General features: G+C 58.9%; 12 protein-coding genes. 6 read left to right on the forward strand and 6 right to left on the reverse strand.

Going from position 1 to position 13364, the window contains the following annotated elements; genetic code table 11:
- Positions 1-45 precede the first annotated feature (45 nt).
- The 6 genes from ftsH (at position 46) to ACR0I8_RS12070 (ending at position 6738) form a co-directional block, all read left to right on the forward strand.
- Positions 46-1962 carry an ATP-dependent zinc metalloprotease FtsH gene (gene ftsH, locus ACR0I8_RS12045; RefSeq protein ID WP_170639309.1) on the forward strand — a complete coding sequence of 639 codons (1917 nt, stop codon included), beginning with the start codon at positions 46-48 and terminating at the stop codon, positions 1960-1962.
- A 94-nt stretch (positions 1963-2056) separates the two neighbouring features.
- Complete coding sequence (locus ACR0I8_RS12050) at positions 2057-2632, forward strand: MOSC domain-containing protein (protein WP_170691131.1); 576 nt, start codon at positions 2057-2059, stop codon at positions 2630-2632.
- Between the two features lie 165 nt (positions 2633-2797).
- Positions 2798-4474 carry a formate--tetrahydrofolate ligase gene (locus tag ACR0I8_RS12055; RefSeq protein ID WP_170377819.1) on the forward strand — a complete coding sequence of 559 codons (1677 nt, stop codon included), beginning with the start codon at positions 2798-2800 and terminating at the stop codon, positions 4472-4474.
- Positions 4475-4534: 60 nt separating this feature from the next.
- A complete protein-coding gene (locus ACR0I8_RS12060) occupies positions 4535-4840 on the forward strand; it encodes a chorismate mutase (RefSeq protein WP_170377821.1) in 306 nt (101 codons plus the stop codon).
- A 51-nt stretch (positions 4841-4891) separates the two neighbouring features.
- On the forward strand, positions 4892-5782 hold the full coding sequence (gene folD / locus ACR0I8_RS12065) for a bifunctional methylenetetrahydrofolate dehydrogenase/methenyltetrahydrofolate cyclohydrolase FolD (RefSeq protein ID WP_170377823.1): 891 nt from the start codon (positions 4892-4894) through the stop codon (positions 5780-5782).
- A gap of 317 nt (positions 5783-6099) precedes the next feature.
- The gene (locus ACR0I8_RS12070; RefSeq protein WP_425083875.1) at positions 6100-6738 is read left to right on the forward strand and encodes a LytTR family DNA-binding domain-containing protein; all 639 of its coding nucleotides are present in this window, start codon (positions 6100-6102) and stop codon (positions 6736-6738) included.
- 24 nt (positions 6739-6762) lie between these two features.
- Here ACR0I8_RS12070 and pdeM read toward each other — a convergent pair whose 3' ends face one another.
- From pdeM to ACR0I8_RS12100, 6 genes are all read right to left on the reverse strand, one after another.
- Entirely contained in the window at positions 6763-7425 is a 663-nt protein-coding gene (gene pdeM / locus ACR0I8_RS12075; protein ID WP_170377827.1) for a ligase-associated DNA damage response endonuclease PdeM, read from the reverse strand.
- 41 nt (positions 7426-7466) lie between these two features.
- A complete protein-coding gene (locus tag ACR0I8_RS12080) occupies positions 7467-9878 on the reverse strand; it encodes a ligase-associated DNA damage response DEXH box helicase (RefSeq protein WP_170377829.1) in 2412 nt (803 codons plus the stop codon).
- Between the two features lie 40 nt (positions 9879-9918).
- Positions 9919-11226, reverse strand: a complete 1308-nt coding sequence (locus ACR0I8_RS12085; protein ID WP_170377831.1) for an ATPase — start codon at positions 11224-11226, stop codon at positions 9919-9921.
- A gap of 117 nt (positions 11227-11343) precedes the next feature.
- On the reverse strand, positions 11344-11889 hold the full coding sequence (locus ACR0I8_RS12090) for a prepilin peptidase (protein ID WP_170691133.1): 546 nt from the start codon (positions 11887-11889) through the stop codon (positions 11344-11346).
- 3 nt (positions 11890-11892) lie between these two features.
- Entirely contained in the window at positions 11893-12744 is an 852-nt protein-coding gene (locus ACR0I8_RS12095; protein ID WP_170471977.1) for a tetratricopeptide repeat protein, read from the reverse strand.
- 30 nt (positions 12745-12774) lie between these two features.
- Positions 12775-13356 (reverse strand): tetratricopeptide repeat protein, encoded by a 582-nt coding sequence (locus ACR0I8_RS12100; RefSeq protein WP_480703206.1) that lies wholly within the window; start codon positions 13354-13356, stop codon positions 12775-12777.
- Between the last annotated feature and the right edge of the window lie 8 nt (positions 13357-13364).

Here is a 13364-nt window from a genome sequence, read left to right on the forward strand (position 1 = left end):
AACCCGGCAGGTCCTTGTCTGCCGAAATCTTTTAGGAGAATTTCCTTGGGCAACGCTCGTAATATCGCCTTCTGGGTCGTTCTGTTCCTGCTGATCCTTGCACTGTTCAACCTATTCAGCGGACCGGGCGGAACTCTTCAGGGCAATGAACGCACCTATTCCGACTTTGTCAGCGCCGTTCAAAGCGGTGAGGTCAAGAACGTCACGCTGGATGGTGAGCAAATTCGCTACACCACACAAAGCGGCGCGAATTACACCACGATCAAACCTGGTGACGCCGAGGTCACGAAGCTGCTGATCGACGAACAGATTCCGGTCGAAGCGGTCAAGCAGCAGCAATCGGGCTTCCAGTCGTTCCTGATCACTCTGCTGCCCTTCCTGCTGCTGATCGGCGTTTGGGTCTACTTCATGAACCGGATGCAGGGCGGCGGTAAAGGCGGCGCGATGGGCTTTGGCAAATCCAAAGCCAAGATGCTAACCGAAAAGCACGGCCGCGTGACCTTTGATGACGTTGCTGGCATCGACGAAGCCAAGGAAGAGCTGGAAGAGATCGTTGAGTTCCTGCGCAACCCGCAGAAATTCAGCCGTCTGGGTGGCAAGATCCCAAAAGGTGCGTTGCTGGTTGGTCCTCCGGGTACCGGTAAAACGCTCCTGGCCCGTGCGATTGCGGGTGAGGCGGGTGTGCCGTTCTTCACCATCTCGGGTTCTGACTTCGTTGAAATGTTCGTGGGTGTCGGTGCGAGCCGTGTCCGTGACATGTTCGAGCAGGCCAAGAAGAACGCGCCTTGTATTGTCTTCATCGACGAAATCGACGCCGTGGGTCGCCATCGTGGCGCTGGCTATGGCGGTGGTAACGATGAGCGTGAACAAACGCTTAACCAATTGCTGGTCGAGATGGACGGTTTTGAGGCCAACGAAGGTGTGATCATTCTGGCCGCGACCAACCGTAAAGACGTTCTGGACCCGGCGCTGCTGCGTCCGGGCCGCTTTGACAGGAACGTGACCGTCGGCAACCCCGACATCAAAGGCCGTGAGAAGATCTTGGGCGTGCATGCGCGCAAGACCCCTCTGGGTCCTGATGTTGACCTGCGCATCATTGCGCGCGGTACTCCGGGCTTCTCGGGTGCGGATCTGGCGAACCTTGTGAACGAGGCCGCGCTGATGGCTGCACGTGTAGGCCGTCGCTTTGTCACCATGGAGGATTTTGAGAACGCCAAGGACAAGGTGATGATGGGGGCTGAGCGCCGCTCGATGGTGCTGACCCAGGATCAGAAGGAAAAGACCGCGTATCACGAGGCCGGCCACGCCGTTGTTGGTCTGGAACTGCCGATGTGCGACCCGGTTTACAAGGCAACGATCATTCCGCGCGGTGGCGCGCTGGGTATGGTTGTCTCTCTACCGGAGATGGATCGCCTGAACTATCACCGTGATGAGTGTGAGCAAAAGCTGGCCATGACCATGGCGGGCAAGGCGGCTGAAGTCATCAAATACGGTGAAGACCATGTTTCGAACGGTCCGGCCGGTGACATCATGCAGGCCAGCCAGTTGGCGCGCGCCATGGTGATGCGCTGGGGTATGTCGGACAAGGTCGGCAATATCGACTATGCCGAAGCCCATGAGGGGTATTCGGGCAACACCGCTGGTTTCTCGGTCTCGGCTCATACCAAAGAGCTGATCGAGGAAGAGGTGAAGCGCCTGATCCAGCAGGGCTATGAGCGCGCCCACCAGATTCTAACCGACAAGAGTGAGGAATGGGAGCGTCTGGCGCAGGGGCTGTTGGAATACGAAACCCTCACCGGCGACGAGATCAAGCGGGTCATGAATGGGGATGCGCCGACCGAAGGCGATGACGAGGGCGACAGCCCGGATCAGGGTAGTGCGCCCAGCGTAACGGCCATTCCAAAGACCAAGCCCAAGAAGTCTCCACCCGAAGGTGGAATGGAGCCGGAGCCAACCGCATAAATACGAAAACCCGAGGTCCAGACCTCGGGTTTTTTCTTTTCTTCCGCCACCTGCTGGTCATTATGCGCGCAGATGGATGCAGAAGGAAAACCCCATGCCATTCCTGCGTGAAACCGAATTCTCTGCCGAGGTCGTCTGGTTGGGGCGCGTCCCGGCCGGTCAGTCGCTGCGCGCTCAGCCCGTTGAGGCGTTGGAGTTTGGCTTTGACGGGGTGCAAGGCGAACGGCACGAGGGTCTCAACCGTGCATCATGCGTGCGTGTCAGCAATGTCTATCCGAAAGGCACCGAGATTCGGAATGTCCGACAGGTGTCGATTCTGTCAGCAGAGGAGCTGTCGGAGATTGCCGCCGCGATGGAGCTGGACCATCTTGATCCGTCTTACCTGGGAGCGTCGATCGTGTTGAAGGGCATCCCTGATTTTTCCCATATCCCGCCGTCTTCGCGCCTTCGGTCCGAGGCGAATTTGACGATTACCGTCGATATGGAAAACGCACCTTGTGTCCTACCCGGACGTGAGATTGAGGCGGATCACAGCGGCTACGGTGCCGCCTTCAAACCGGCCGCGCAGGGGCGGCGGGGGATCACGGGATGGGTCGAACGGCCCGGAGCTCTGCATATCGGCGATCGTTTGAAGCTGTTTGTTCCCGATCAGCCGCTCTGGCAGCCATAGCGCTCATTCGTTTCCGATTGGAAACGCTTGAAATTGAGCGACGCCGTTTCGCGGCACGAATATGTCGGAATCCTTAGCCACTGCTTGGGTATGCAACTGTATGGGTTTGTCAGCACCGACGCGACGCGTCGGTTTTGCACGGCATTCAATCAGGGACCCTGTCCAATGAGCTACAAATCTGACATCGAAATCGCTCGCGAAGCGAACAAGAAGCCGATTCAGGAAATCGGCGCAAAAATCGGTATCGAATCTGCCGATCTGCTGCCTTACGGCCACGACAAAGCGAAGGTCAGCCAAGACTTCATCAACTCGGTCCAGGACCGCGAAGATGGCAAGCTGATCCTAGTCACCGCGATCAACCCGACCCCTGCGGGTGAAGGCAAGACCACCACCACCGTGGGTCTGGGCGATGGCCTGAACCGCATCGGCAAAAACGCGATGATCTGTATCCGTGAAGCTTCGCTTGGCCCGAACTTCGGCATGAAGGGCGGCGCTGCGGGTGGCGGTTACGCTCAGGTTGTTCCGATGGAAGAAATGAACCTGCACTTCACAGGTGACTTCCACGCGATCACTTCGGCGCACTCGCTGCTATCGGCGATGATCGACAACCACATCTACTGGGGCAATGAAGCTGAGATCGACGTCCGCCGCGTTGCATGGCGTCGTGTGGTCGACATGAACGACCGTGCTCTGCGTCAGATCACGGCGTCGTTGGGTGGCGTGTCGAACGGCTTCCCGCGTGAAGCAGGCTTTGACATCACCGTTGCGTCCGAGGTTATGGCGATCCTGTGCCTTGCAAACGACCTGAAAGACCTGGAAAAGCGTCTGGGCGACATCATCGTTGCTTACCGCCGTGACAAGACCCCGGTTTACTGCCGCGACATCAAGGCAGAAGGCGCAATGACCGTTCTGCTGAAGGACGCAATGCAGCCGAACCTGGTGCAGACGCTGGAAAACAACCCGGCCTTCGTCCATGGCGGCCCGTTTGCGAATATCGCGCACGGCTGTAACTCGGTCATCGCGACCAAAACCGCTCTGAAGGTTGCTGACTATGTCGTGACCGAAGCCGGTTTCGGTGCTGACCTGGGTGCCGAGAAGTTCATGAACATCAAGTGCCGCAAAGCCGGTATCGCACCGTCGGCCGTTGTTTTGGTCGCCACCGTGCGCGCGATGAAGATGAACGGCGGCGTTGCAAAAGCCGATCTGGGTGCCGAAAACGTCGACGCGGTTCAGTCTGGCTGTGCCAACCTCGGCCGTCACATCGAGAACGTGAAGTCCTTCGGTGTGCCGGTTGTTGTCGCCATCAACCACTTCGTCACCGACACAGATGCTGAAGTTGAAGCGGTCAAGAGCTACTGCGCCGAGCACGGTGTTGAAGCGGTACTGTCGCGTCACTGGGAGCTGGGCTCCGAAGGCTCGGCGCCTCTGGCTGAGAAAGTTGTTGAAATCGTTGAAGGTGGCACCGCGAACTTCGCGCCGATCTACCCCGACGACATGCCTCTGTTCGAGAAAGTCGAAACCATCGCCAAGCGCATCTACCGCGCGGACGAGGTTCTGGCAGACAACAAGATCCGCAACCAGCTGAAGGAATGGGAAGCAGCCGGATATGGCAACCTGCCGGTCTGCATGGCGAAAACCCAATACTCGTTCTCGACCGACCCGACCCTGCGTGGCGCACCCACCGGCCACTCGGTTCCGGTACGTGAAGTTCGTCTGTCCGCAGGTGCCGGCTTCATCGTGGTTGTCTGCGGTGAGATCATGACCATGCCGGGTCTGCCGCGCAAACCTGCCGCTGAGACAATCCGTCTCAACGAAGAAGGCCAGATTGAGGGCTTGTTCTAAGCCGATTTTTGAACCATCTCGTGGTCCGGGGATTACACCCCGGGCCATGAGGAGATCACGATGCCCACTCTGACACCGCCGCAAGACTGTGAGACGATGCAGGACTTGCGCGTTCAGATCGACAAGCTGGACCGCCAACTGATTGAGATGTTGGTGACGCGCGCGGAATACATCGATCGCGCCTCGCAGTTGAAGCCAGGCGAGGGCCTTCCGGCCCGAATCCCGGACCGTGTCGAAGAGGTGGTGCAACGTGTACGCGCAAGCTCGGATCAGTTGGGGATGGACCCGGATCTGGCCGAAAAGCTCTGGCGCATTTTGATTGACTGGTCGATTGCCCGCGAAGAGCGTGTGATTGGACCCGACTGAACACCCGGGCGCTCTGCGCCCGATCCGTTTTTGGAAAGAAGGGATCACAGGATGGTAGCCCAGGTTATCGACGGCAAAGCCTTTGCGGCCAAAGTGCGCGCGCAAGTGGCCGATCAGGTTGCAAAGCTGAAAGAAGAAAACGGCATCACGCCCGGTCTGGCAGTGGTTCTGGTGGGCGAAGACCCGGCAAGCCAGGTATATGTGCGCTCAAAGGGCAAGCAGACCGTTGAGGTCGGCATGAACTCGTACGAGCACAAGCTGGACGCCGACACCTCGGAAGATGACCTTCTGGCGCTGATCGACAAGCTGAACAACGATCCTGCGGTTCACGGTATTCTGGTGCAGCTGCCTCTGCCCAAGCACCTGAACGAAGATCTGGTGATCAACTCTATCGATCCGGCCAAGGATGTCGATGGCTTCCACATCTCGAATGTTGGCCTGCTGGGCACCGGCCAGAAATCGATGGTTCCCTGCACCCCTCTGGGCTGCCTGATGATGCTGCGCGACTACCACGGCTCACTGTCGGGTATGGATGCAGTTGTGATTGGCCGCTCGAATATCGTGGGCAAGCCGATGGCGCAACTGCTTCTGGGTGACAGCTGCACCGTAACCATCGCGCATTCGCGCACTAAGGACTTGCCGGACGTCGTGCGCCGCGCTGACATCGTTGTCGCAGCTGTAGGCCGCCCCGAGATGGTTCCGGGTGACTGGATCAAAGAAGGCGCGACCGTGATCGACGTGGGCATCAACCGCATCGAGCGCGACGGCAAGAACAAGCTGGTCGGAGACGTCGACTACGCCAGCGCCGCTGAGCGTGCGGGCGCGATCACTCCGGTTCCGGGTGGCGTGGGTCCGATGACCATCGCCTGCCTACTGGCCAACACTCTGACTGCGTGCTGCCGCGCCAACGGCCTGCCAGAGCCCGAAGGCCTTTCAGCCTGATCCACGACTTCGTCGGACCGCGCTGTGCGGTCCGACCCTGGCGAGACGCGGGCCGGATCAGCGGCCTGCGCCTTAACCTATGCATGAATTGTGTTTTACAGGACCTCAATTCATGATATCCGTTATTTCCCAGTCAGTTGCCGAGTAAACATCGTGACCGTCCAAGATGTCCTGACTGGGTCTTGGGCCGCTGTTCTGTAAGTATGAAGTTAAACCTCGCGCTATTGCGTTCTCATTGCACCCCACAGCGGGTGGTCGCAGGCGTTGTTTTCTTGCCTTTGCTGGCCTACGTATTTCCCCCTTTTTTGGCTGCGGATTTGCCTTTTTCCCTGCGTTTGCTGTTCTGGGTCGGCGTTATGGTGTTGGCTTTGGCCGCCATTTGGGCCGCGCGGAATGTGATTGAACGACATCAGATATTGGAGCAGCTGCCCGCGCGCGATCTGGCCTATGCGGTTGTGATTCTTGCGATGTTCACTCCGACCCTCTGGCTTTTGGCGTGGTTGCTGTTCACCTGGGGTGGTCATATGGCGCCTGAGATGGCTACTGTTGCCAGTTACGGCATATTGTTTGCCACAGGCCTGTTGCTGGTGCGTCGGGCCGAATGGCACGATGGCAAGGTCGAAGCCGAACCTGAGCTAAAGCCGATGCCACGGCTTGCGCGCCGTTTGCCCGAGAGTTTTCAGGGTGAGTTCTACCGCCTGACCGTGCGCGACCACAATGTGGACGTCGTAACGTCTGAGGGGACCTTTACGATCCGCTCACGCTTTACCGATGCCATAGACGAGATGGAGCCTGTTGCGGGCCATTGCTCGCACCGGTCGCATTGGGTGTGCGATGAGGCTGTAGCGGGTGTTGAACGGTCCGAGGGCAAGATCTTCCTGCGTCTCGTCAATGGCGATCTTGTTCCGGTCAGCCGCAAGTACCGGCCGATGCTGGAAGAGGACGGCCTGATCTGAGGCGCTGCACGACGTCCTTCCGTCTCAGCGAGGCATTGGGATCATCTGCGGTTTAGGGCCCGTTAGGATTGCCAATGCCTTCGGTCCCATCAGACCAGTCAAAACCTGATCCGAGCTGCGCAACCCGCCTGTGTAGGTGCCAAAGGCGGGCAGGATCAGACGATTTGAATCGAACAGAAAAGCCGGGCGTGTAATGCTGCGGCCACGCGCGCGCAGCGTGGCCTTTGGGTGATAGTGACCCGAAATCTCGCCTTTTGCCTCGGACTGCGCGATATGGCGAAAGGTGAGTGTGGCGCAGTTCCACTCGGCCAGATGCGTGCCGCCGAGCTCCACCGGGCCGGGATCGTGATTGCCTTCGATCCAGATCCAGCGACGCCCGGCTTGCAGGGTGGCAATGCGCAGCCTCTCGGCGCTGGGAAGCGACAGGGAGGCATCCAGATCATCAAAGCTGTCTCCCAGGCAGATTACGGTTGCGGCCCGCGTAAACTCCAGATCTTTGGCCAGCCTGTCCAACGTGTCCTGACTCTCATAAGGCGGCAGGATCGCACCACCGCGCCGGGCCATGCGTTCGGACTTGCCGAGATGCAGGTCGGAGACACACAGCAATTGCCGCTCAGGCCACCACAATGCGCCGGAGGGTAGGGCGCTCAGGTTCTGCTCTGCAAAGGAAAACTCAACCTTGTTCATGGAACGTTCTTCGCGCGTTTTACGCGCCCGCGCAAGGTTGATTAGAGCGTATCCAGCCCGGCCGCCTGCAGCAATCGCGCACTTTCTTCTGCCAGCAAGCGTTCTTCGGCGGCCCCTTTGACCGGGACTTTGCCAACTTCAAGGAACAAGGGTGCGGCGAGAGGTGACACACGTTCCAGTCGAACCAGATCAATCCGGTCGCCAATCCGTTCGACCATCGCCTCGATCCGGCCGAAATCGACAAGGCCGCGCATGGCCTCTTCGCGGGTGATCTGCATCAAAAGGTGGTCGGGGTCGTAGTTCAGCAGCGTGTCGTAGAGGATATCTGACGAAAAAGTAGCCTGCCGACCGCTTTTGCGTTGCCCGCCAGTGTTGCGCTCGATCAGGCCTGCGATGGTGGCCGAGGCGCGGAAGGTGCGCTTCATGACGGCATTGCCAGCCAGCCATGTGTCCAACCCGTCGCGCAGCGCATCGATCCGAAACAGAGGCGTCGGATCGGTCACTGCATCCAAGCCCCAGATCAGGGTCGCGTAGTCGGTCGCAACAAATCCGAGAGGGGCAAGGCCTGTTTCCTCCATGCGTTTGGTGAGGAGTAGGCCCAAGGTTTGTTGCGCATTGCGTCCGGCGAAGCCGTAGACACAAATATGCTCGCGCCCGTCGCTGGGAAAGCTCTCGACCAACAGGCGGTTGCGTTGGGGCAGGCGAGAGACATGCCGCTGTAGCTTCAGCCAGTCGGCTGTGTGTTGCGGCAGATGAGGCCAGTCGGTCTGCGCGAACATGCGCAGGATTCGGTCGCTCAGCCGCGTTGAGGTGGCGAACTTTGTCCCCGCAAAAGTGGCGATTTTGGGCTTCTTGTCGGCACGGCGGCTGACTTCGACCACAAGCTCGCGCAAGCCCTCGTAACGCACGATCTGACCGCCGATCAGGAAGGTATCGCCGGGGGTCAAAGTGGCTGCAAAAGCCTCCTCCACCTCGCCCAATGGCTTACCGCCCCGGTTGCGCTTCAGGCGGACTTTCAGGGTATCGCTGTCCTGAATTGTGCCGAGGTTCATCCGAATCCGGGCTGCAGCGCGGGGGTCCCTTAGCTGCCACAAACCGTCGGCGCGTTGCTGCAACCGTTGCCATCGGTCGTAGGCTCGGAGGGCATAGCCGCCGGTCGCGCAGAAATCGAGGCAGTCGTCAAACTCGGGCCGTGTCAATTGCGCGAACGGCCCGGCCGAGGTCATCTCGGTAAACAGTGCATCTGCATTGAATGGCCCCGCAGAGGCTGCGATCAGGATATGTTGGCACAGCACGTCTCGGGGGCCTGCGCCGCGCGGCTCTCCGTCCAGATCATGGGCTTTTGCGGCCTCAAGGGCGGCCACGCATTCGACCACTTCAAACCTGTTGGCAGGTACCAGCAAGGCTTTGGACGGCGCGTTGTAGCGGTGATTTGCCCTTCCGATTCGCTGCACCAGCCGCTTGACGTTCTTGGGCGCGCCGATCTGGATCACCAGATCAACATCGCCCCAGTCGATGCCTAAATCGAGAGAGCCGGTGCAGACGATGGCGCGCAGATCACCTCGGACCATGGCCGCCTCGACCCTTTCGCGCTGCTGGCGATCAAGACTGCCGTGATGGATTCCAATGGGCAGGCTGTCTTCGTTTGCAAGCCACAGATTGTGAAAGAAAATCTCGGCCTGCGCGCGGGTGTTGTGGAAGATCAGAGTCGTCTTGTGTTGGCGAATTTGGTCCAGCACCGCGGGTATCGCATAAGCTGCACCTCCGCCCGACCATGGCGGCATCTCGGCAGTTTCCAGCATCGCGATATCGGGATCGGGGCCGGGATCGGCTTGAATGATGTGACACGGATCGGGGTGACGGGCCAGAAAGCGGGCAATGGCCTGAGGGTCCTCGACCGTGGCCGACAAGCCCACACGGCGCATGTTCGGGCACAGAGTCTGAAGCCGCGCCAGCGCCAGCATAAGTTGATCCCCGCGCTTGCTTTCGGCCAAAGCGTGGATTTCATCGACGATCACGCGCTGCACCCCATCAAACATGCGCGGAGCGTCCTCATATGAGGTCAGCAGAGCCAGACTCTCAGGCGTGGTGAGTAGGATATGCGGCGGGTCGGCGCGTTGGCGTTTTTTCCGCGTGGCCGAGGTATCGCCGGTGCGGTCCTCGATGCGGATGGGCAAGCCAATCTCTTCCACGGGCGTGCGCAGGTTCCGTTTGATGTCTGCTGCAAGGGCCTTGAGGGGCGAGACGTATATAGTATGCAACCCGGCACGTGTACCGTCCGCCAACTCGGCCAATGAGGGCAGAAACCCCGCCATCGTTTTGCCGCCGCCCGTTGGCGCAATCAGTAAAGTGGCCGGGTCTTGCGCCCGATCGAACATGTCCTGCTGATGAGGGTGGATGGTCCAGCCCTTGGTGTTGAACCAAGTGCCGATCCGTGCGGGAATCTGCGTCATGTGCGCAGACTACCCCTGTCACTCCGGAAATGGCACGGCGTTATTTGACGATTTTCTCGTCTTTGACGAACATGTTGGCCCAGGCACGGTCGATCAGGTCGGGGCTCATCTGATAAGGAATGCCCTCGAACTCACAGATCGAGATCATCTGGTCGATCAGGAAGATTGGCTGGTAGTTCGCATAGATGTTGTCGATGGTCGGGTATTTCACCTTCAAAAGATGCACCAACGCGGCCTCATCCAGCGGCATGCCGCGTTTGCGGGCGACCATTGCGAAGATCTTCAGGAAGTTCTCTTGGTTCGGACCATCAATCTTGATCTTGAAGAAGATCCGGCGCAGGGCCGCTTGGTCGAAGATCTCATTCGGGTGGAAGTTGGTCGAGAAGATGACCAGCGTGTCGAAGGGAACCTCGAACTTTTCACCCGATTGCAGGCCGAGGATATCCTTGTTCTCTTCCAGTGGAACAATCCAGCGGTTGACGAGGGCTTGAGGGGGTTCGGCCTGTCGTCCAAGGTCGTCCACGATAAAGATACCGCCGGTCGATTTCAGCTGCAGTGGGGCCTGATAGGTCCGCGCGGTGGGGTTGTAGACCAAGTCCAGCATGCTCAGCGACAATTCACCACCAGTCACCACGGTTGGGCGCTCGCACTGAACATAGCGCGAATCGAACCGCTTGCGGCGGCGCAGGCTGTTGGGGTCGTCAGGCTCCTGCTCAATCGCGGTATGTACGATCGGGTCATAAACGGTGATCACCTGACCGGCATATTCGATAGCGTAGGGGACATAGACATTGTCACCCAATGCATCCCGAATACCGTTCGAGATCGAGGACTTACCATTCCCCGGAGGGCCATACATCAGGATCGAACGGCCTGCGCTGACCGCGGGGCCGAGGTGATCCAGCAGGCTGTCGGGCAAAACCAGATGGCCCATCGCATTGGTCAGTTGGTCTCGCGTGACCTGAATATTGCGGATCGACTGGCGTTTGACCTGCTCGCGATACACATCCAGTGGTACGGGCATCGCACCGAAATACTCCGACTGGCTGAGCGCGTCCAACGCACGGGCCTTGCCGGCGTCGGTCAGCTGATATCCCATCTCATTGCCGCTATTGGCGTTCAGGGTGCCTGTGGCTTCAAGCAATTTTTGGTCACGCGCAATGTCGATCAGTTCCTGCGTGACTGAGCCGGGCAGGCAGATAGCCTCGGCCACTTCGGTCACGGTGCTGGCATTCTTGCGAAAGATCGTCTTCAGCAAAATGTCCCGCATCATCACAAGCGGGAGCTGCATTTCACCCAGGCCCTTCGGGGCAGGGGGCGCCATAACTGCTGAGGTCTGCATATTCATGAGCGGGACTCGTCTGTTCTGATGTCACACCAAAAGCCCCAAAGCGGGCCAGTTGTGTGAAATCTGGCGCAGCTTTGTGGCGGGACCAAGGCAGCGACAAGGCGCGCAGATGATAGTTTACGATCCGAGAACAGTCCCAAGAATCAGATACATGGCAAGCGAACCGGACAGGGCCAGCCCCATCGGGAACTTTTTGCCTTTGTCCCAACTATCCCAATGTGGGGCAATTGTGCGCAGCCTTGTGTGCTTGGCCAAACGGTGGGTCGCTACTGCCCCCAAAGTACAGGCCATCAGAATAGCCATGAGCAGAATCAAATCCGCGAACCAGATGAACGGAGCGGCTGCGGCCAGAAACTTGGCATCGCCCGCGCCCATCGCTCCGGCGGCGTTCAGGATGATACCGGCAAGCAGAACCACGAAGATATGCAGGAATTGCCAGACATAGATAGGCAACGCGATATCAAGAGGGCCGATCTGCCCTCCCATCAGCCCCGTCGACCACGGAGGCAGCACAAACAGCCCAACGACGATATAGACCAGAACCAACGCCGCTACGGCGTGGTTCTTGATCTTCATTTCACGCATATCCGTGAACGCGACGTAAAAGCAGATCGGCAGCACAAAGGGCAGAAACCATGCTGCCGCATAGGCCGGTATCGCCATGTGTCAGCTTTCCTCGAGCGCGCGAAGCGAGCGGACGGCTTCATCGAAATGCTGGGGATGTGTCGCAATCGCTTCGCGGAGGAGGTTCTTGCCGGTCGCCGTATCCCCTTGTTTCACAGCGGAAATTGCCATCGTGTTCAACAGCCGGGCGCGCTCAACCTGTGTCATGGGCACCACTGGCAGGCTGTAATTCCCCTGCGCCGACCGGGCCAGAACCAGATTGTTCTTGGCTGTAAACAAGCTTTTGTCCTGGCGGACGGCTTCGGTGAACAGGCGTTCGGCCTCGGCATATTGCCCGCGCGTCAGCTTGGAATAGCCCCAGTTGTTCATCACCCCACCCGGGCGCGTGGTCAGGCCCACGGCCGTTTCATAGAAGTGATCGGCGCGTTTCCATTCCTTGCGGGAATCCGCGACGACGGCTTCAAGCCGGTAGCGCTTGAACGACTCATGAGTCGGGGGGACCGAGTTCAAAACGGTGTGGGCCGTGTTCCAATCCCCATTGCGCACCAGCGCATCCGCGTATTCGACCCGGTCGGCCGCATTGGCGCCGTTCATGGTCGTCACGCGTTTCCACGCGGCGGCCGCTTCGGTCGAGCGTTTGGCGCGACCCAGCGAAATCGCAAGCCCGCGCTGCAGGTCGATCCGGTCGGGGTTCTTGGCGGCTGCGTTATGGAAATAGGTGACCGCCTCATTGGGATCAGCGGCGGTCAGAAGCACGTCGTTCAGGTTGGTTTCGTCAATGACGTTCACCTCCTGAAATGTACGTTCGACCTTTTCCTCTTCGGTTTCTTTTGCACAGGCGGACAGGATCAACCCAGTGACCACGAGTGACGGAATCAAGAATTGTTGGCGCATTTTTGCGTCCTTTTACTGCTCTTGCCTCGGTTACTGGATTTTGCGTAGCGAAAATTGCCCGTCGCCTAGCTGCTCCAGCGTATATTCTTGTTCTTGGTCAGTATTATTAACAGGATTTTCCATTTTTGCGATAGCTAAGCGAAGATTGTCGCGGATTGCGTCACTTTCGCCATTGTCCAACGCAAAAGCCCGTCGAAACACCTGTTCTGCTTCCGGGTATTGTCGGGTTTCCATCAGCAGGACACCCAAATTGTTCCAAGCGATGGGCCAGTCCGTGTCATCCTCGACCGCGCGGCGTAGAAGGGTCTCGGCCTGCCCCAACCGACGCAGCCCCAGATTTGCGGTCCCCAATGAGGTCAGAACCTGCGGCGTCATCCCTTGTTCCAGCGCGGCGCGGGTAAAGCTGTCGAGGGCCAGCTCATATTCTCCGGCGGCCATCAGGCGGTTTCCTACGGTGATGTTGTCTTCGGCCTGTCCCGTCGGATCTATACCCGGTGCATCGAGGTCATCCGACAGGCTCCCTTCCGTGCAAGAGGCCACCATGGCGAAAACCATGATGGCCTGAAAACTTCGGCGAAGCCTACGCAAGGCACAGCCTTTTTCTGGTTGCATCGAAGCTA

The sequence above is a fragment of the Ruegeria sp. BG9 genome, from assembly GCF_056538305.1.